Origin of the sequence: Erwinia mallotivora (assembly GCF_000590885.1) — a bacterium.
Classification (GTDB): Bacteria; Pseudomonadota; Gammaproteobacteria; order Enterobacterales; family Enterobacteriaceae; genus Erwinia; species Erwinia mallotivora.
On the sequence record NZ_JFHN01000010.1, the window covers coordinates 1 to 20,351 of the forward strand.

The following is a 20,351-nucleotide window of genomic DNA, read 5'->3' on the forward strand; positions in this document are numbered from 1 at the left end:
GACTAGTCCTGGCATAGGTTGACACTTTACGCCCTCAAAACGCCTGATGTACTGCATCTGGCGTTTTATATTTCAGCGACAGATGCGGTCGCTGGCTATTGTAGATTCTTACCGACTCCGCCACCATTATTTCTGCCTGAACGATGTCTGCCGGGCGCGTTATCAGCAGCTCGTTTTTCAGTATTCCGTTGACCCTCTCCGCAATGGCGTTCTGATAACAGTCATACCCATCCGTCATTGAGCAGATTAGCCCGTGTCTTTCATGCACCGACTGGTACATCGCTGAGCAGTACTGTATGCCGCGATCGGAGTGATGGATCAGCGGTGTCCTGCCATGCCGGTTTTTCAGTGCCATCTGTAGCGCCTTCACCACGTGCTCTGTATGAAGACTTTCATGCACATGGTAACCCACTATTTTCCGTGAGAATGCGTCGGTTACCAGGCTCACGTAAGCCGTGCCGGTTCTGACCGGAAGCCAGGTAATGTCCGCCACCCAAACCTGCTCCGGGCCGGAGATGACGGTCCGCCCCGGCCCGTCTTTCAGCAGGTTTGGATGCTTATAAAAGCGATGATGGCTGTGGGTTGTTTTATGATAAGCCCTGGCCGGACGTACCCGCAGCCCGGCCTCCCGGAGTACGGTAAACAGGCTGTCCCGCCCGATATGCAGTTCAGGTGCATCCCGACAGTTAAGGATATGGTGCAGCTTGCGCGTGCCCAGGCGCGGTTGCTGCATCCTGAGGTTTTTCACTTCCTCAGTAATGCGGCAGGCCTGCTCTGACTTACGTTGCACGCGCTGACACCCCTGATACCAGGCCTGACGGCTTATTTTTAAAAACCGGCAGACCCTGACGATGGTCAGTCCGGGTGTTTTTGCCTGCGCGATAACGAAGCTAACTGCTTTTTTGTCAGCGTGGCACCGAACTCAGTGTTCATGACCTTCACGACGGCCTCAAAGAACTGCGCCTTCACTTCGGATTCAGCCAGCTGCTGCTCAAGCTCTTTGATTCGTTGTTCAGGCGTAAGGGGAAGGGATTTTTTCATGAGTCCTCCACGTGCGCTGCGCTGCTTTGAAGAGTGCCAGTCCAGCTGGCCATATTTACGCAGCCACTTCAGAACGGTGGAGCACCCCTGGATACCGTAGCGCTCCTGAGCCTGACGATAAGTCATCTCACCTTTTTCAACCTGCTCAACGACGGCCAGTTTAAAGGACAGAGAGTAGTCGCGTTGTGTACGTTTAACATATTGCTTCATCACATTCTCCTCAGAATCGCGGGAAAATGTGTCAACGCTATTCAGGACGGGTCAATGGCAAAAGAAAGGGATGGTTGTTGGAAAAAACACTTACTACCAAAACATATCAATATTAAGAAAAACGTTTAAAAGCATTGGAATGGATGAAGACATTGTTATCACCATACCTCGTATTGGTTTAACTCTGGCGCAGGGAGTTGATATTCGTTCTGTTCCTGCTGAAGAAAGGAAATCACTATTGACAGTAAGTAAAAAAAACAAGCAGACAGAAAAACGTACCCCGGATTTACATTCACCACCGGAAAACTTACCGGAATCACCCTCTGAACTTCCCGAAAAATTGCTACCTGAGCATAACAGCAACCACATCGAAATTAAGTCAGACGAAACAGCAGAACGCGTGACTGCTCAACCCCTTAAAATTGCAGGAAAGAGATCAAAAATTGCCTGGTTAGTCAGGCCATGCACAAAATACAAAATACTTATTTTTTTTATTTTAATAATAATTCTGACGGCCAGCCTGATATTGCAAGCCAGATCTGAATATGAAGATAAATCGGGAGCACTTCCTGACAAAAATTATGCATGCTTATATATGAATGAAAAAAACAAGACTGAAAATTAAATTATTTGCATTAAAATCACCTGATTGAAAAATTTCAAGTAAACGTTACTTAAAAAAAGAATTCCAAAACCTCAATGTAATTTATTGCAAAAATATGATTTATGAAAAAGAAAATAAATTCAGGCTACATTATATAAATTAAATAAACCTGCAATTATCAATAAGTGCTCTCCCTCTGTTTGTTTTAATCTTATCACTATTTTTATTACTTTCCTTTCTGATATAACTGCCTGAGCAGAATCATCATGCCTTTGTTGAATTATAAATTTACAGAGAATTATGTTTAAACCTCACAAAGAGAGCAATTAACACCCCCTATATACCGCTGAACTAAAACTCACTATTAAATATATTATCGCGGCATTAAAACCATCATCACCGACAGCTTTAATAACAAAACAAAGTATACAAATCGTGCCGATTTTAGTTTTTCCCCAAAAAAAACCATTTAATCAACTTATCTTAATTAACTTATTTTTTTCTGAATATTTCAACACACCCATAAACTTAACTGGCATTCATTTATCATGTAACAATATAGTATCACCGCTGCCAATGTTCCCATTGCAGTAACAACAGACTGGAATCTGTATTTCGTCTTGCAACATATCTCATCAATTAGCGTTAAAGCCTGGTAATGATCAGACTCGCCAGGATTAAATTTAAAGGAATAAATAATGAAAAAGATCGTTTCTGTTTTAGCATTAATGACCGCTATCTCTTCAGCTTGTGCTGCTGATGGCACCATTAATTTCACAGGGAATATCATTGATTCAGCATGTACCGTTGACCTGGATGGCGCAGGCGCAACAACCATGGATGTTGCAATGGGTAATGTCAGTAAGTCTTCATTTACAGGTGTAGGATCCACCGCCGGAGGTAATTCCAGTGCGACTAAATTTAATATCCTGCTGAAAAATTGTCCCGAAACGGTGTCCACAGCCACAGTTAAATTTGATGGTACGGCCTACTCAGGTGACAACAGCGTTCTGGCACTGACCGACGAAACTGGCGTAGCTACCGGCGTGGGTATCCAGCTCTCAGACAACAGCGGCGTGCTGTCTCTGTTCACTGAATCGGCTGCCTATACCCTGACCAGCGGCAGCAATACCAACACTCTGGACTTTACCGCACGCTACATTCAAAAAGCGGCAACCGTAACGGCTGGTAAAGCTAACTCTGTCGCCACTTTCACCGTTAATTATTAATCTTCAATCCGAACACCATCCATCCCGGATGGTGTTATTCATTATGTTCAGAGGAATACAGCGTGAGATATGTTCACATATTTCTGTTATCAGTGGTGCTGTCAGTTACAGGACGTGTAAATGCAGGGGTTATTATCGGTGGTAGTCGCCTGGTATACGAGAGCAGCAAGAAAGAAAAGTCGATTAGCGTGGAAAATCCCGATAAATCACCTTTTCTCATCCAGTCATGGATAGAGGATGCCGAAGGTAACAACATCAGACAGGCCTCTCCCTTTATTATTACACCACCTCTGTTCCGGTTAGACGGTGGGCAAAAAAACCTTCTGAGAATTGTCAGAACCACAACCCAGCTTCCTCAGGATAAAGAATCTTTATTCTGGTTAAACATCAAGTCCATCCCCTCAAAATCTGCGAATGATAAAAATACGCTTCAGATAGCGATACGTTCTCGCCTGAAATTGTTCTATCGACCGGATATGCTCAAGGACAGTTCACCTGAAGACTACGGCAATAAACTTTTCTGGCAGGCGCAAAATGGTCAGCTGAAAGTCACAAACCCATCGAGCTACTTTATGAATTTTTTGTTCATAAAAATTAACGACCATAAAATTATTGATGGCGGTCTGATTGCACCATTATCGTCTGCAACATTCAAACTCCCCGATCACATTCAGTCTGGCGATATCAGCTGGAAATTAATTAATGACTATGGAGGAACAGGTCAGCTGCATCATTCCCGGATTTGATGATTGCAAGGAAATAATCAATCAGATGCTGACCGAATGAATGTCTGCTGGACTGTACGACGGGTTATTCATACACGACGGAGTGTGATAATGAATGGAATTCGCAAAGTTAATGCAGGACGCGCCACCCAATGTGTTTGGGCTTTTTTCGTTTCAACAATTGCATATAACTATGCTGGCCATTTTGCTTATGCCAGCGAAACGTTTAATCCCAATTTCCTGCAAACCAGTGGTGGGAATAATATCACCACCGATCTTTCTGTTTTTGAAAACAAATCACAACCCGAAGGTGTTTATGTTGTCGATATATGGCTGAATGGAACATTTGTAGAAACAAAACCGGTTAATTTTCACAGCCGACAGGATGCCAGTCGCGCTCTTCCTGAGCCTTGTCTCAATGTTGAATTACTGGCCACCTATGGTGTACGAACAACAGCATTTCCCGAATTAATTAATGATGATAAAGGTTGCACAGAAATTACTGTCATTCCCCAGGCATCTGCCACTTTTAATTTCAATTTACAGCGCCTGGACCTGAGTATTCCGCAAGCTGCAATGCAAAACAGTGCCAGAGGATTTGTATCATCGGAACAGTTTGACGAAGGGATCACCGCGCTACTGCTTAATTATCGTTTTTCTGGCGCACAAAATAAGGCTTTGAGTCTCTCATCGAGGGACAATGACAGTCAGTATCTCAATCTGCGTCCAGGATTGAATTTTGGTGCCTGGCGTTTACGTAATTACGGTACCTGGAACCGCAACTCCCTGAGCGGAGGGAACGGAAAATGGGATTCCCTCTACACCTATTTACAACGCAATATCGTTCCGTTGAAAGCTCAGTTAACTTTAGGTGAAAGCACCTCGCCTGCTGAAATTTTCGAAGGTGTTCCTTTTCGTGGTGCTCAGCTCGCCTCGGACGATGAAATGCTGCCAGAAAGCCTGCGGGGATATGCGCCAGTGGTAAAGGGAACCGCGAGGACTAATGCGCAGGTTATTATCCGGCAAAATGGCTACATCATCTATCAAAGCTATGTTGCGCCGGGTGCTTTCGAAATCACCGACCTGTATGCAACGGGTGGCAGCGGCGATCTTTATGTGACGGTCAAAGAAGCCGACGGCAGTGAGCAAACTCTGGTGGTGCCCTACGCCTCGCTGCCGGTGTTGGTTCGCGAAGGTTATCTGAAGTACAGCCTGACCACGGGTCAATATCGTCCATACGATAACGCCGTTGAAAAAAAAGCATTTTCTCAGGCAACGGCCATTTATGGTTTGCCCTGGAATTTTACCCTGTATGGCGGAACGCAGGCCGCAGCCAGTTATCAGTCGGTTGCCTTTGGCATCGGGAAAAACGTTGGTCGTTTTGGTGCATTTTCTGGTGATGTTATCAACGCATGGTCGACGGTGAAAAACGCGGCAAGAACCGACGGGCAGTCTTTACGGGTGCGCTACAGTAAAAACTTCTACGAAACCGGCACCAACTTTGCCATTGCCGGTTACCGTTACTCAACCCGGGATTATTACTCGTTGCCTGAACTGATGGATACCTGGCGCTCTGGCGTCAGTTCATCGCTGCGGGAACAGGCACGAAATCGCACTGAGCTGACACTTAACCAGAACCTGGGATCGGCAGCCGGTTCAGTCAGCGTCAGCCTGTTGCGTGAAGACTACTGGAGAACCGAACGGCGTATGGAGTCGATCTCTACCAGTTACAACAACAGCTATAAGGGCATCAGCTATGGCATCGGATACAGTTACAGCCGTAACTCGCAGAATGCCACCCGCACCCGCAGTTACGAAAGAAATCAGATTTTTATCTTCAACATTTCCATCCCGTTGGATCGCTGGTTATCAAATTCATGGGTGAACTATACCGTCGCTCACAGCAAACCGGGAAATACCAGCCATAGCGTTGGGCTTGGCGGTACCGCGCTGGAAAACAATAACCTCTACTGGAATGTGCGTCAGGGCTATACCACTGCGGGTAAAGGTAACAGCGGCAGTGTTGACGGAGGCTATCGCGGGACCTACGGCGAACTCACCGGAGGTTACAGCTATGACCATGATATGAGGAGACTGAATTATGGCGTGGAGGGAGGGATGATCCTGCATGCAAACGGACTGACTTTGAGTCAGGCCTTTGGTAATACCGCCGCTTTGATAAAGGCGCCTGGTGCAGGCGGTGTACAGGTGACTAATCAGACCGGGGTTAAAACGGACTTTCGCGGCTACACGGTTACGCCCAACCTCACCCCTTATCGTCGTGCAAACGTTATGCTCGATACCACAACGCTCTCCAGTGATGTCGATCTGGATCTGAGCACACAAAGCGTGGTGCCAACCCGGGGGGCGATCGTTCGTGCGACTTTCTCCGCTCAGATTGGCGGCAGAGCCATGATGTCTCTTATCTATCAGGGACAGCCCGTTCCCTTTGGCGCAGTGGTCAAAGATGCCGGTGAACAGAATAAACAGATTTATATTGTGGGGGATGAAGGACAGGTTTATCTGAACAGTCTGAAGCCTTCAGGTGTTTTGCAGGTGCAATGGGGGAAAAGTTCAGATCAGCAATGTCGTGTGAATTACCTTTTGCCTGAGAAAAAATCAGAAAATGGCATTCAGATGTTGAATGGCGTCTGCCAGTAATCGGAAAAGCTAACTATTCTCTGGAGCCGTAAAATGAACATATTTAAATTTATCCACCCATTTTCCGTCGTTATTTTATTCATTTTCCCGTCATTGTCCTATGGTGCCAGCTGCGTGATGGGAGCAACTGGAAAAGGGACAACCGGCGCCATCACGCTGGCCGTCGATCCCACTATTGCTGTTGGTGAAACCCTGGCTATACGTTACAGCAAGGGGCTTTCCGGACAAACGCTGGTGATTGGTTGTACCGGCACCAGCAGTTATCGATCGGCTTCCGTTCTGACTCAAAGCACCACCGTGGATGGTGCTTATGACACCGGAATTGCTGGAGTAGGAGTAATTATTAGCGACCTGTATAAATCAGGGCAGACCGTTCCTTATTCAACATCGATATCGCAGAATTTATTAACACCCTGGACTAATCAAAATGAGGTAAGGCTGACCTTTGTCAAAACCGGTGCGATTACGCCGGGTACCGTCAGTAGCAAAATTTACAGCCGCTACTATCTGAACTCCAGTATATTTGCCACCTTCACCATGGGCAGTCTGACCGTTATTCAGAAAAGCTGCCTGGCAGACGTCAGCTCGAAAAACCAGACGGTCAATCTGGGAAGCCCCAGCCGCAGTGAGTTCTCCGGTGTGGGCAGCACCGCAGCCTCTTCTGAACGGTCCTTCACTATTCTGTTGCAGTGCGAGTCCGATAATATTCCGGTACAGGTGACATTTGATCCGGTCACCAGCTCGACGGGTGACGGAATGCTGAGCATCGATGAGGGGACCGGAGCCGCTACCGGTGTCGCAGTTGAAGTGCTGGACAGCAGCAGCACGCCCCTTACCTTTGCTACCGCGAAGACTTATCATAACCTTGCCGAAAAAACGATTCAGATTCCCTTAACGGCTCGCTATAAACAGACCGGCGAGATTACTGCGGGTACGGCTAATGCGGCAATGACCTTTACCATTACGCAAAACTGATGAGATCTGAATGTGATCACATCCTGAAGTTAACAGATTTATATCTTCAGGTTTATACAACAGTGAGTTGAGATAAAAGTTTTGATGCACAGACAATATTACTCCACCACTAAACACAACTAATAAACAGCTATAATTCACAATAGTTAAAATTAAATAAGTTGTAATAACCAAATTCAGGAAAGTAGAATCCCCCTGTCCAGACAAAAGCGGACATATTAAACGACCTTAACATCAGGGTCAGGATATAAAAAACAAGATATAAGAATAAGGAATCAATGTAATGAGAGAACTTTCCGTAATTGAAATGAACGAAGTTGCAGGTGCATACAGCTGGGATTTTAGTAGTGCTGCTAATGGATTATTAAGCGTTGTATCTAATGGTGCTGAGCTTATCGCTTCTGTTGCAGTTGGTGCTTCTGTGGGTGCCCTGAGCATTGGATATATTGGTGGCCGTCATGGCGCTGAAGGTGGTGGCTTACTGGGTATTGGAATTATTTCTCAAGGCGTTGGCCTGGTTGCTGGTATGATTTTAGGCGGTATAGCTATGGGCGTCACTGGTGCTGTTACTGGCCTGGATAACTCCCTGAAGGTTGCTCAACAATTCTATGATGCTTTCGCAAATGGAACCATTGCTTAATTGTTGATTGAAAAGCCAGGATATTCTCTGTAGCTTAAGATTGCTGACAAAATCAAAGTTTATATGATAAGAAAAGCAAAAATTCCAACTACCATGAACATAGTCTGACATGGCAGCATAGATAACGTTTTTTGCATCATTATGGCAGGTTCATTTCAGCATCTTATCAGATTCAAGCCATGATTATTCATGGCTTTCTACTATTTAAGCCATGGAATTTTTTCATCCCCAAAATAAATATCCCCACCCCTAACATTCACCTTATAAAAAAGGGTCACAGCTATAGTAAGTGTCACTCAGAGTATCATTATACTACATCTTCACAATGCAAAAAATTAACCATTGAATCATCTAATCCTGGCCACAGTAACTCAAAAAAACACCATTACTATAAATAAAAACCTTATAAGTTACATCGCCCATATTCATCTCGAAACCAGTACTTCAATAAAAAACCTTTCAATCCTCACCAGTAATTTCCCACTGTCACCAGATTCTCTCCCATCATATTTACCAAAACATATTTAAGACTCTTTGAACCTTTCATGAGACGGTGGGAAACGCAATAATCCACTCCTTAAGAAGGCATCTTGCCCGGATTTCTCCGGGACTAAAGGTTGTTAAAAGGATTTTTACCATGCCGGATATTGTGGTGATTGATGACCACCCTGCGATTTGTTTCGCAGTCAAAACGCTGCTGGCTCCGCTGGCACAAAGTGAAATACGCACCGCCACTAACGGTATTACCGCGCTCGCCTGTATTAAACAGCACCAGCCCGAACTGGTTATTCTCGATATTATGCTGGATAAAATGGATGGCCTACAGATACTCCAGCACATCCGGCAGTTAACCCCCGGCGTGCAGGTTATCGTTTATACCAGCCTGCCCGCCGATATTTATGCGCCAAGAGCCCTGCGTGCCGGGGCTTCTGCTTTCTTTAATAAAGAGGCGGATATCCGGCAGCTGATCCCTCTGTGCCAGCTGGTATTACAGGGCTATGCCTGTTTCCCACAGACAACGCTGGCCCAGAAAAAAGAGTCGGCGTCGGCTGCCAGCGAGGAGGATCCGCTGGCCCTGCTGTCCGATCGTGAAATGACCGTATTACGCTATCTCGCCACCGGTATGAGTAACAAAGAGATTGCCGATCGCCTGTTACTGAGCAACAAAACCATCAGTACTTATAAACGACGCCTGCTGGATAAACTTCAGCAGGAAAGTACCGCCGGGTTAGCCGACCTGCTGGCGTTGTCGTCAGAGACAGGAGCGGACAATGCGTAAGCTCTGGAGCCTGCTCTGGTTGTGCTGCCTGCCCGTGCTGGCCGGGGAAAAACAGAACTATCGCCAGCTGGAACTGGTTAGCCGGGAACATATTCAGACCCCCTGGCCGGTGTTGAAACAGAACCAGTGGCAATGGCTGCATCGCAGACGCACGCTCAGTTTTGGCGTGGCCAGGCCAGAGTCGCCCCCCTATGAGATGATCACCGGATACCATCAGTTTGACGGTCTGAATGCCGACTATCTTGGCCTGCTGGCTTACAACCTTAATCTGAAAATCGTGGTGCATTATTATCAGAACAAATCGCTGCTGATGGATGCGCTGAGCCGGGGAGAAGTCGATTTTATTGGCAGCGTCACCGCAGACGAGGCCAGAGAATATGGTCTGATAGTCACCACCCCTTATCAGACGCTGATGCCCGCCGTGGTGGAACGGAAAGATATGCCAATCCATCAGACAACAAAAAAGCGGGTCGCCATTGAACCGCTGTTTGAGGCGCGCAAAAGTCTGGCTGGTTATCTCAGCGGCAATCTCGTGCAGCATTATGATTCCCCGCGCATGGCGCTTGAGGCGCTGTCGTTTAACAATCTCGATAGCTGGATAGGCGATGCCATTTCCGCTCGCTATCTGATCAATCAGAACAACCTGATGAATCTGCGTCTACAGGTTCTGTCACAGGAAGAAAGTAATGATTTTGCCTTTGGACTGACCGCCAATAATAAACCGTTGCAGGCTATCCTCAATGCGGTACTGGAACGCATCCCCAAAAATATCCAGGGCAATATTCTCAGCCGTTGGCGGGGAAATGTCCCTTCCCCCACCACCGCCCCCACTCTGCTGTTCACCGCCTTCGAGAGTAAATGGCTACAGGAAAACGCCCTGGTGCGTCTGGTCATTAACGAAGATGCCGGACCGCTTAACTTTTTCGATGATACCGGCCATTTTCGCGGGCTGACGGCGGATATCATCAACACCATAGCGGAACAAACCGGCCTGAAATTTACTTTAGTCCGCTCCGCCACGCTGGCCGAAGCCCTGTCGATGGTGAAATCCGGTAAGGCCGACGCCATCGCCGGCGTGCCCAGAGATGCAGCCTGGTATAACGGATTGATCACCACCCGATCCTATCTGCTTAATTCCTGGGTACTGGTTGGGCATAAAAGCCAGAAACGTCCCGTCAAGATGCAACGGATTGCATTAATCAGGGGGCATCCTTTAGAAACCCCGCTGCAACAAAGCTATCCCGGTGTACAGATCCTTCCTGTCGATACGGCGCAGGAGGGGTTAGTGGCCGTGGAAAAAAATCAGGCTGACGGGCTGGTCCTGCCGATGATTGAGGCAAACTCGCTGCTTGCCCAGAGGAGAGAATCCGGCCTGACAATCCTGACCGGGCTGGATACTGAACAATCACATTTTGTCATTGCCGTGGGGAATGAAAAATACACGCTGGCGACCATCCTCGATAAAGCGTTACTCAGCCTGACGCCTGAAGAAATGCATGCCATGATCCGCAACTGGTACAGTGACGCAGCCCGTATTCGGGTCAACCCGGAAAATAACGATCTGAGCGCTGGCTGGCTCCCCCCTTTGCTGGTGATGGTCGTCATTCTGTGTACCTCTGTGGCGATATACCATTATCTGCGGCGACAACAGGCACAGCAGCACCGGCTGACAGAGCAGTACCAGCAGGCCAAAAATCAGGCTGATGAAGCCAGCCGGGCCAAAAGCACCTTCCTTGCGACGATGAGCCATGAAATTCGTACGCCACTCAATGCCATCATTGGCACACTGGAACTGGTGCTACGCCAGCAACAGCAGGAGCAGCCTGTTGATATCTCGCTGCTGACCATCGCTCATGATTCGGCACATTCGCTGCTGGCGCTGATTGGCGACATTCTGGACATCTCACGCATTGAAAGTAACCGTCTGGTACTGCATCCCACTCGTACCAGCCTGCGGCAACTGATTGAGTCTGTAGCCCTGCTATTTGAAGGCGTGGCGCAGCAAAGAGGGCTGAATTTCAGACTGGAAATTGAAAATGGCCTGACCGGCGATGTGCTGGCCGACCCGGTCAGAGTAAAACAGATTCTGTCCAACCTGGTCAGCAATGCGATTAAGTTTACCGAACAGGGCGAAGTCACCCTCAGCGCGCAGTTGATGAGTATCACTGAGCAGCGGCTGGACATTTGCCTGCGTGTTACCGACACCGGGCAGGGAATGGAACCCGCCGTGCAGCAACGGCTGTTTCAGCCATTTGTGCAGGGCAACAATCCGGCAGGCACCGAGGGTGCGGGTCTGGGGCTCTATATCTGCCGGATTCTGGTTGAAATGATGGCCGGAGAAATTACCCTCTCAAGTCAGCAAGGGGCTGGCAGCACCTTCACCGTGACGCTCTCCCTTCCCCGCATGCTGGCAAAAGTCGATCCGCCCGTGCAGCCTGCCGCAGCACAGCCTCCACATCCCCTGAAAATCCTGATTGTTGAAGATCATCCCGCCGGTCGCGTGCTGCTGCTTCAGCAGTTGCAACACTTGGGGCATCATGCCACGGCGGTGGCAGATGGTGCTGAGGCGCTGCAATACTGCCAGCATCACCGCTGTGACCTGGTCATCACCGACTGCCACATGCCCAGGCTGGATGGCTTTCAGTTCACTCAACAGCTGCGGCTACTGGAGCAGGAGCGGCAACAGAGCCGCACCCCGGTCTGGGGGCTGACGGCCAATGCCCAGAGCAGCGCACAGGAGGCTTGTCTTCAGGCTGGCATGGATGACTGCCTGTTCAAACCCATCAGACTGAAGCTGCTGAAAGAAAAACTGCAAAGCCTGCCGTGCCCTGCACAGGCCGCCTTTAATCCGGATCACCTGCCCGACGAGCTGAAAGATCCCGCCGTGCTGAGGGAGTTCATGCAGACCATGCTGACCAGCCTGCAACAGGATCTGACCCGCCTGATCGATGAAGCTCAGCATTCGCCGCTGCGCGAGGAAGCGCTTGCTGAACTGGCGCACAAAATTGCCGGCGGAGCACGACTTATTCAGGCCGCCATGTTGGAAACCGCCTGCCGCAGGCTTGAGGATGCGCCCTCCGCAGAGACGCTCGCCACCGTCATCCAGGAAACAGAGCGCCTGATCGCCAGTCTGATGGCGGTGCCGGGGACTACAGATGAATAGTCCGGTCCTACAAGCCGATGAGTCCGCTCGCCGCTTTTATCGCGCCGCTCATCACACTATTCTTTTTCGCACTGAGAGGGAGAAAGGGTTTCTCCCCGGTACAAGAATAAAGGATGCCAATATGAACAAGTTCAACACTCGCGTAATCCCTCTGATGCTTTTACTGACCGCCGGTTTCAGTGGCATGGCCCTCGCCGATTGTGATACCAAAATTTCCGTACTCGAAGCCAAAATCAGCGCGGCAGAAGCCCACAACAATACGGCTAAAGCCACTGCACTGAAAAAGGCGCTGGCTGAACTGAACGCCAACTGCACCGACAGCGCCAAACTGGCGGCGGCCGAGCAGAAAGTAGCCAAGCTGGAAGCAAAACTGGCGGATAAACAAGCGAGCCTGGCCGAAGCTCAGGCGGATCTGCGTGAAGCTCAGGCCGCAGGTAACAGTAAGAAAATTGCCAAATACCAGAAAAAAGTGCTGGAAAAACAGGCTGACGTAAAAGAAGCCACCGCAAACCTGGCGCAGGCCCGCGCGGCTCTGGCGGCATTGCAGGGGTAATTGCTCCCTCAGCGCCTGGCGTCCCACCAGCACGCCAGCGGGCGTTGATAAACTGCACGCCCGGTGTCACCAGCCACGTTATGGGCCGGTGACGTGATCATGACAGGCATATTATGCCAATAAATACTGGCGTCCCGGATGGGACGCCTTTTGCCGTTACAGAAGGAAAAGTGTATTTCACGGATGAACATAGTGCCGCGCCTGCTGGCCAGTCTTCTCATCGATGCGGCTTTGGTCAGTTTTGCCGAAGGCGCGTCACAATACATACTGGTTAACGATATTTATCGCGGGCAAACCGAGCTGAATTTCAGTAAGACAAACACGCCCTGCCTGACCGCTCCCCTGTTGCAGGAGTGGGGAATACGCCAGCAGGAGATGCAGAGGCTACACTTCTCTTCGCCCGCAGGCTGTGCCACCGCCCGTTCGCTCGCCGGGCTAAAGATACGCTACTACTATGACCAGCAGGCTCAGGTTTTTACTCTGTATATTCCGCCTGAGATTACCAGTCCGGTGACCAATGGCGTGGCAACCAGCCGCTGGGATGACGGCGTTAATGCTGCTTTTCTTGACTATGACCTGAGCTATTCACATTTCACCGGCGGCAGCTATCGCCGCTATCCCCGCCAGCACAGCCTGGATGTCACCACCACCTGGGGTGCCAACCTGGGTCCGTGGCGCTTTCGCTATCAGCCGGTCTACAGTAAGGATGCCTACAGCGACCCTGTCTGGCACACTGAAAATGCCTCAGCCTTTCGCACCATACAACCCCTGCGTGCCCTGCTGACGCTGGGTGACAACACCACCACGGCGGATATGTTTGACAGCATCAGCTATCGCGGTTTCAGCCTCGCCACCGACGATCGCATGTTGCCTGATGAGATGCGTCCTCTCTCCCCGTGGATCAGGGGCTTTGCCCACAGCCAGGCACAGGTCAAAATCAGGCAGTATGGTACGGTTATCTATCAGACTACCGTGCCAGCAGGCGCGTTTATTCTGAAAGACATCTACCCGGCTGATGCCACCGCTGATATTGAAATGACCATTAAAGAGAGTGACGGCACGGAAACCGTGCGCACGATCCCTTACTCCGCCATGCCTAATCTGGTCCATGACGGACAGTGGAAATTTGCGCTTTCGGCAGGAAAATACCGCCCTTACTATACGCTTGACCAGCAGGAGCCCTTTTTCTCTCAACTCTCGCTCAGCTACGGGCTGCCTGATAACCTCAGCCTGTTCGGCAGCGTGATGGCAGCAGATATCTGGCAGGCTGGTCTGTTTGGCGTGGGAAAGCGACTGGACCGCTGGGGTGCGCTGTCACTGGACGTCAGTTACAGCCACGCGACGGATCCGCGCCGGACAGGGAGCGATCACGGCACGATGACCCGGTTGCGGTATACCAAAGCCTTCTCAGAATGGGAATCCTCATTCAGCCTGACCGCTCAGTACTATCCTGACCAACGCTATCGTACGTTCAGCGAAGCCGTTGCGCAGCAAACAAAATACTGGTGGGACTGGGAAGACGGCGTTTTTGTGGGCGAGTTTGATGCAGAGAAAAAGAACAAAATCGCCATCAGCTACACGCAAAATCTCGCAGAAGAGGACAATCTCTGGCTGACGCTGGCGAGTGAAGCATTGCGTGGCAGGAACAGGCGGGAAACCTCCGTTGAAGTAGGCTACAGCGCCAGCTGGCATAAAATTGACTATGCCATTTACCTTGCCTACAACCGCCCCGATGATGAAAAAGAGGAGAGTAAAATTACCTTTTCCTTTTCCATTCCGTTTCAACTGTTTTCTTCACCCCGCATCAAGCTGAATATGGAAAACACCCTGGCAAAAAATGGTGACGCAGAACGCAAAGTGGGGATCAGTGGCACCGCGCTGGAGGATTACAGCCTGAGCTATAACCTCAGCACCAGCCAGCAGGAGGGAAAAGGCAGCAGCAAGAATCTCACCCTTGATTATCAGTACAACGCCGGTGAACTGATGGCGGTATACACCCGCAAAAAACAGACCAGTACGAAATATCTTGGTCTGACGGGCAGTGTGATGGCACACCCGGGCGGCGTGACCTTCGGACAGGCGCTGGGCGAAACCCCGGCGATCGTGGAAGTGGAGAAGACCCCCGGCGTGGGGATAATCAATCAGTATGGCACCACCACAGATTCACGGGGATTTGCCATTATCAGCAGCCTGACACCATACCGGGTTAACGAGCTGACGCTGGATGCTTTCAGCCTGGCCTCGGGGGAAGAATTGCCGGACAGTGAACGCGAGGTGGTGCCCACCGCAGGGGCAATTATGTACAGCCGCTTCAGAGCGCCCACGCCCTGAAGCGTTATGGCCGGTACGGCGGGCCAGACTGACTTACGCCTTTGCCTGCGCCACAAAGGCGCTGACAACATCCTGCCATGGAGTGGTTGCCCGACCAGTCAGTTTGCTCAGCGTGTGACTGTCATCAAACAGCGCGCCCCTGGCAGCATTGACATCAGAGTCGGCCAGCATCTCCGCCAGCGCGGGGGGCAGTCCGGCTCCGGTCAGCGCCGCCACAAATTCCGCCTGGGGCAGGTTGACATAATTGACAGCCTTACCGCTTTGCCGCGCAATTTCCGCGCTGAATTCAGCCAGCGTATAGGCCGTATCCCCCGCCAGCTCATAGATTTTATTGCTGCTGCCACCGTCGGTCAGCACCGCCGCCGCCGCATCGGCATAATCTTCCCGGCTGGCCGAAGCGATTTTGCCCTCCTGCGCTGCGCCAATAAACGCCCCATGGCTGATGGCCGGCGCGATGCTGGCAGCGTAGTTTTCGGTGTACCAGCCATTACGCAGGATCGCATAAGGAATGCCGGAGGCAATCAGCGCCTGTTCGGTAGCACGATGCTCTCCGCCCAGCCCCATTTCGGTGGTATCGGCGTGGAGCAGGCTGGTGTAAGCCAGCAGTTTAACCCCCGCCTGGCTGGCGGCATCAATTACCGCCCGATGCTGTGTTTCACGCTGACCAATTTCGTTGGAGGAGATAAGCAACACCTTCCCGACCCCATCAAAAGCACGCCGCAGCGTGGCCGGATCGTTATAGTCAGCCTCTCTTACCTGAACGCCTGAAGCCACCAGCTCAGCCGCCTTCTCAGCTGAACGCACCATTGCGACTATTTCTGACGCCGGGACTTTTTTCAGTAACGCTTTAATCACTAAACGGCCAAGCTGGCCAGTTGCGCCGGTTACAGCAATCATAATGCTCTCCTTGAGTCTGAAGGATGATAAGCCTGGCAGACCAGGCTCTGAAACGACGGGCCAGTCGGATGCTGGCGAAATCGTTTGGACCCGAACAGACTATGCCATACACTTACAAAAAGTAAGTACGCACAGGAATGTTAGTATGAAAATAAAAGAAGAAATATCCGCCAGCTCGCTCAGCGAAAAATTTCGCCGGGGTGAACTGCTGGATGCGAAATGTCCTTCACGCGAGGTGCTGAAACGGCTCACCAGCCGCTGGAGCTTACTGGTGCTGCTGGCGCTGGAAGAAGAGACATTGCGCTTTGGTGAACTGCGCAGAAAAATTGGTGGCGTCAGTGAAAGAATGCTGGCGCAGACCCTGCGCCATATGGAGGAAGATGGTTTCGTCACCCGCATCGATCACCAGATGAACCCACCTCACGTTGACTACAGCCTGTCGCCGCTGGGTTACCAGGTGCGGGGGCAGGTCACCGACCTTGCCGACTGGATTGAAATGAACCTGCAACAGATTATGGACAACCGGCGCACCTTTGCGGCTTCATCAGAGCAGCACGATGGTTAAAGCCACCTCTCTGTCGCCAGCAGCAAGGCTAAACGCCACAGAGGGTAGCTTTTAAAACAGGCGCGCCGGTCGGGGGCGGCGCTGCGGACGGTTATGACGGTAGCAGATCCGGGTACATCACCATCAGACGGCGGGTGACACCATTGGTCCAGCCAAAGCCATCCTGAAGGGGATATTCGCCACCGCCCGCCAGCACCAGAGTGGTGCCGAGGACGTTATATTTCTCCACCATCTTGTGATGGCGATGATAAGTGGCGGCCACCACCTGTAACCAGCGCGCGGCGATCTCCTTTGCCAGCAACTCTTCGCCGTAGTGATTCAATCCCTTAATCGCCATCCACTGCATCGGTGCCCAGCCGTTTGGCTTATCCCACTGTTCACCGCTCTCTTCTACCGTGGAGAGCAGGCCACCCGGTGCCAGCAGATGTGAACGAATGGCGGCGGCGGTATCCGTGGCCTGTTCCAGGCTGGACATCCCGACATACAGCGGCGTTACCGAGGCCGCCGAGAACGCGGCTTTTTCCCGTTCACGCCAGTTATAATCGCGATACAGCCGCGCTTCACTGTCCCACAGATATTTATCAACGTTGTCGCGACGACGCGCCGCACGCTGCTGGAACAGTTCAGCCGTCAGCAGATCGTTGCGGCCTGCTGCCAGCCGGGCGATGGTGGTTTCCAGCTTGTAAAGAAAGGCATTAAGGTCGACTGGCACAATGCTGGTGGTCTGAATGCTCTCCAGCCGTCCCGGCTCGCTCAGCCAGCGGGAAGAGAAATCCCAGCCCGATGCAGCACCCGCACGCAGATCACGGTACACCTCGCTGGAAGGTCGCGCCGAATTTCTGGCGGTTTCCACGTCTTCAATCCACGACTCATCACGCGGCGTATCGCGGTCGTCCCAGTAGCGGTTGAGGACCGAACCATCCTCCAGCATCACCACATGGCGATATGCCTCATTGGGTGCCAGGGTATCAGCCCCCTCCATCCAGAATTCATACTCACGTTTCAGCTGTCGCAGATAATGGTGCGCCTCATTAACGCCATCCTTCTCAAACAGTTCCACCATCATGGCGAAAACCGGCGGCTGTGAGCGGCTGAGATAGTAGGTGCGATTACCATTGGGAATATGCCCGTAGGTATCAATCATCCAGGCGAAGTTGTCTGCCATCTGGCGCAGCAGGCCGGTCTGCCCACTCGCCGCGAACCCCAGCATACTGAAGTAAGAATCCCAGTAATAGGTTTCGCCAAAACGACCGCCCGGCACCACATAGGGCTCCGGCAGGGGCAGTAATGAAGAAAATTCCGAATGTTTCTCCGGCTGGCGGGTTAACACCGGCCACAGCGCATCAATGTGCTCTGCCATCGTTCTGCCGGGATCGGAGACATAGCGGCTGTCGTGCGCCCTGGGAAGATCGAAATTCTCCAGTACAAACGTCAGCAAATTAAAATCATCCTGCTCACGTTGCAGGTAATAACGATAAAGAATGCGTTCCGGTTCAGTTTTAGGCGCACAGTCAGCGAAGGTTTTGCTGTCGCTGAATATTCTTGCGGACTGAACGGCTTCGAAAAGTTCCTGATAACGGTCCGCTGGGGTCAGGATATCTGATACGGGCAGACCACGAATGCTTTCCGGTTGCGGCTCAGCCACGCAATCCGGACCTGCTTCATAGTCGTGATACCAGGTTTCATATTCCGTCTGGCTAATGTCAACAATCTGGTCATTTTGATTAAAAGTGATAATAACCTCCAGATGCCAATGACGTTTGACAATGTTACAGAGTGAATTTCGAAACAAGCGATCAGTATAGTACCCTCGTCTCACAACGCAACCCAATGATTTTATTACTGCTGATGAGATAATATGTCAAAAAATGAATGTCTGTTCCCAATATTTCTGCCCTGATTTTATTTTTTTCACGCCCTGTTATGCCGGGGAAAAATAAATAACAGATTGCCGTTATCTTTCAGTGAAAAATAATGGCCTGACCATTGCATCTGAACAGCCGGATACTGACGCGGTCAGAATGGCTTGCAGGCCTTGCCACGTCTGGCATCAATAACTTTATCTGATAGCAAACCAGTATGTTCAACCACAACCAGGGGACTCTCGTGGCACCGGTAGTAAATAAATCCGTGGCGTTGCACCCGGAAAATCTCGCTGAAGAAGATGACAGTTTAGTTTCACCCGCCGAAGTAAATAATCCAGCCATAAATAAAAGTTATATTACCCGTGGCACCCGCAGATTTACCCATGCCACGCTGGCGCTGTTCTGCGCAGGACTTTCCACCTTCGCCGTCCTTTATTGTGTCCAGCCCATCCTGCCCGTGTTTTCGCAAAGTTTTCATCTTACTCCCGCGCAAAGCAGCCTCTCTCTTTCCGTCACCACGGTGATGATGGCGCTGGGCCTGCTGGTCACTGGCCCGTTATCAGATGCCATTGGACGTAAATCGGTGATGTCGGTTTCGCTGCTGCTGGCGGCGCTGTTTACCCTGATGTGCGCGGCCATGACCAGCTGGCAGGGCGTGCTGGCAATGCGCGCGCTGACCGGGCTGGCGCTGAGCGGCGTGGCAGCAGTAGCGATGACCTGGCTTAGTGAAGAACTGCATCCGGTCTTTCTTTCGTTTTCGATGGGCCTGTACATCAGCGGCAACTCAATTGGCGGGCTGGTGGGCCGTCTTTCCAGCGGAATGCTTGCCGACCACTTCTCATGGAACGTGTCGCTACTGGTGGTCGGACTCTTTGCACTGGCCGCTGCCGGGCTGTTTTTCCGCCTGTTGCCCGCTTCTCAGCATTTCCGGCCCAGCTCCCTGCGGCCACGCAAGCTTTTAATCAACTTCATGTTCCAGTGGCGGGACATGGGATTACCAATGCTGTTCCTTGTCGGTTTCGTGTTGATGGGCAGCTTTGTCACCCTGTTTAATTATGTCAGCTATCGCTTTTTATCTGCCCCCTTCTCCCTGAGCCAGACCGTGGTTGGCCTGCTGTCGGTGGTCTATCTCACCGGCACCTGGAGCTCGCCACGCGCGGGAATGATGACCGTGCGTTACGGCCGGGGCGTGGTACTGATCGGCGCACTCTGTCTGATGCTGACAGGCCTGATTGCCACCCAGTTCACCACGCTGTTTCTGGTCCTGCCCGGGCTGATGCTGTTTGCCGCCGGGTTCTTTGCCGCCCATTCCGTCGCCAGCAGCTGGGTCGGCCATCGCGCAAGGCGCGCCAGAGGCCAGGCGTCCTCACTCTATCTGTTCTTTTATTATCTTGGTTCCAGCGTGGCAGGTACGCTGGGCGGCGTGTTCTGGCACGGCTTTGGCTGGCCTGGCGTCTCGGCGTTTATCGCCGTGATGTTAATCGCCGGTCTGGTACTTGCCAATCAGCTGCGAAAGATTCCGGTTCTGGTAAAAAAAGTGCGCTGAACAGACAGGGCGGTGCCCGCCTCCGCCCTGTCTCACCTGCGGTGCCAACGATTTACTTCCCGTCCGT

General features: G+C 51.2%; 15 protein-coding genes. 12 read left to right on the plus strand and 3 right to left on the minus strand.

The window, feature by feature from the left end; genetic code table 11:
- Positions 1-34: 34 nt before the first annotated feature.
- A protein-coding gene (locus tag BG55_RS00110; RefSeq protein WP_152542550.1) for an IS3 family transposase occupies positions 35-1,251 on the minus strand; the annotation gives its coding sequence in 2 pieces (ribosomal slippage) (positions 35-904 and positions 907-1,251; 1,215 coding nt in all).
- A 28-nt stretch (positions 1,252-1,279) separates the two neighbouring features.
- On the opposite strand from BG55_RS00110, the gene BG55_RS22925 reads away from it, so the two are divergent.
- The 10 genes from BG55_RS22925 (at position 1,280) to BG55_RS00170 (ending at position 15,411) form a co-directional block, all read left to right on the plus strand.
- Entirely contained in the window at positions 1,280-1,876 is a 597-nt protein-coding gene (locus BG55_RS22925) for a winged helix-turn-helix domain-containing protein (RefSeq protein ID WP_200871581.1), read from the plus strand.
- 677 nt (positions 1,877-2,553) lie between these two features.
- The gene (locus BG55_RS00125; RefSeq protein ID WP_200871582.1) at positions 2,554-3,084 is read left to right on the plus strand and encodes a fimbrial protein; all 531 of its coding nucleotides are present in this window, start codon (positions 2,554-2,556) and stop codon (positions 3,082-3,084) included.
- Between the two features lie 62 nt (positions 3,085-3,146).
- Positions 3,147-3,830 (plus strand): fimbrial biogenesis chaperone, encoded by a 684-nt coding sequence (locus BG55_RS00130; protein WP_034932819.1) that lies wholly within the window; start codon positions 3,147-3,149, stop codon positions 3,828-3,830.
- A gap of 90 nt (positions 3,831-3,920) precedes the next feature.
- Complete coding sequence (locus tag BG55_RS00135; RefSeq protein ID WP_034932822.1) at positions 3,921-6,470, plus strand: fimbria/pilus outer membrane usher protein; 2,550 nt, start codon at positions 3,921-3,923, stop codon at positions 6,468-6,470.
- A 33-nt stretch (positions 6,471-6,503) separates the two neighbouring features.
- Positions 6,504-7,445, plus strand: a complete 942-nt coding sequence (locus BG55_RS00140; protein ID WP_034932825.1) for a fimbrial protein — start codon at positions 6,504-6,506, stop codon at positions 7,443-7,445.
- A gap of 283 nt (positions 7,446-7,728) precedes the next feature.
- Complete coding sequence (locus BG55_RS00145) at positions 7,729-8,085, plus strand: hypothetical protein (RefSeq protein ID WP_034932828.1); 357 nt, start codon at positions 7,729-7,731, stop codon at positions 8,083-8,085.
- A 637-nt stretch (positions 8,086-8,722) separates the two neighbouring features.
- Entirely contained in the window at positions 8,723-9,364 is a 642-nt protein-coding gene (locus BG55_RS00150; protein WP_034932830.1) for a response regulator transcription factor, read from the plus strand.
- Entirely contained in the window at positions 9,357-12,527 is a 3,171-nt protein-coding gene (locus BG55_RS00155) for an ATP-binding protein (RefSeq protein ID WP_034932833.1), read from the plus strand. The genes BG55_RS00150 and BG55_RS00155 overlap by 8 nt, the downstream gene beginning before the upstream one ends.
- Positions 12,520-13,080 (plus strand): DUF1090 domain-containing protein, encoded by a 561-nt coding sequence (locus tag BG55_RS00160; RefSeq protein ID WP_200871583.1) that lies wholly within the window; start codon positions 12,520-12,522, stop codon positions 13,078-13,080. The genes BG55_RS00155 and BG55_RS00160 overlap by 8 nt, the downstream gene beginning before the upstream one ends.
- Positions 13,081-13,218: 138 nt before the next feature.
- Entirely contained in the window at positions 13,219-15,411 is a 2,193-nt protein-coding gene (locus BG55_RS00170) for a fimbria/pilus outer membrane usher protein (RefSeq protein WP_084276129.1), read from the plus strand.
- 33 nt (positions 15,412-15,444) lie between these two features.
- Here the strand turns inward: BG55_RS00170 and BG55_RS00175 are convergent, their stop codons facing one another.
- The gene (locus BG55_RS00175) at positions 15,445-16,308 is read right to left on the minus strand and encodes an SDR family oxidoreductase (RefSeq protein ID WP_034932840.1); all 864 of its coding nucleotides are present in this window, start codon (positions 16,306-16,308) and stop codon (positions 15,445-15,447) included.
- A 145-nt stretch (positions 16,309-16,453) separates the two neighbouring features.
- Here BG55_RS00175 and BG55_RS00180 point away from each other — a divergent pair, with 145 nt between their 5' ends.
- Positions 16,454-16,873 carry a winged helix-turn-helix transcriptional regulator gene (locus BG55_RS00180; protein WP_034932842.1) on the plus strand — a complete coding sequence of 140 codons (420 nt, stop codon included), beginning with the start codon at positions 16,454-16,456 and terminating at the stop codon, positions 16,871-16,873.
- A gap of 91 nt (positions 16,874-16,964) precedes the next feature.
- Here the strand turns inward: BG55_RS00180 and treF are convergent, their stop codons facing one another.
- A complete protein-coding gene (gene treF, locus BG55_RS00185) occupies positions 16,965-18,620 on the minus strand; it encodes an alpha,alpha-trehalase TreF (RefSeq protein ID WP_420889598.1) in 1,656 nt (551 codons plus the stop codon).
- Between the two features lie 332 nt (positions 18,621-18,952).
- On the opposite strand from treF, the gene BG55_RS00190 reads away from it, so the two are divergent.
- A complete protein-coding gene (locus BG55_RS00190) occupies positions 18,953-20,284 on the plus strand; it encodes an MFS transporter (RefSeq protein WP_052018626.1) in 1,332 nt (443 codons plus the stop codon).
- Positions 20,285-20,351: the final 67 nt, after the last annotated feature.

Bases quoted from the DNA above. Each gene is read 5' to 3' on its own strand.
- BG55_RS00125 (WP_200871582.1), top strand. From the start codon at position 2,554: ATGAAAAAGATCGTTTCTGTTTTAGCATTAATGACCGCTATCTCTTCA.
- BG55_RS00135 (WP_034932822.1), top strand. From the start codon at position 3,921: ATGAATGGAATTCGCAAAGTTAATGCAGGACGCGCCACCCAATGTGTT.
- BG55_RS00140 (WP_034932825.1), top strand. From the start codon at position 6,504: ATGAACATATTTAAATTTATCCACCCATTTTCCGTCGTTATTTTATTC.
- BG55_RS00145 (WP_034932828.1), top strand. From the start codon at position 7,729: ATGAGAGAACTTTCCGTAATTGAAATGAACGAAGTTGCAGGTGCATAC.
- BG55_RS00150 (WP_034932830.1), top strand. From the start codon at position 8,723: ATGCCGGATATTGTGGTGATTGATGACCACCCTGCGATTTGTTTCGCA.
- BG55_RS00155 (WP_034932833.1), top strand. From the start codon at position 9,357: ATGCGTAAGCTCTGGAGCCTGCTCTGGTTGTGCTGCCTGCCCGTGCTG.
- BG55_RS00160 (WP_200871583.1), top strand. From the start codon at position 12,520: ATGAATAGTCCGGTCCTACAAGCCGATGAGTCCGCTCGCCGCTTTTAT.
- BG55_RS00170 (WP_084276129.1), top strand. From the start codon at position 13,219: ATGGGACGCCTTTTGCCGTTACAGAAGGAAAAGTGTATTTCACGGATG.
- BG55_RS00175 (WP_034932840.1), bottom strand. From the start codon at position 16,308: ATGATTGCTGTAACCGGCGCAACTGGCCAGCTTGGCCGTTTAGTGATT.
- BG55_RS00180 (WP_034932842.1), top strand. From the start codon at position 16,454: ATGAAAATAAAAGAAGAAATATCCGCCAGCTCGCTCAGCGAAAAATTT.
- BG55_RS00190 (WP_052018626.1), top strand. From the start codon at position 18,953: ATGTTCAACCACAACCAGGGGACTCTCGTGGCACCGGTAGTAAATAAA.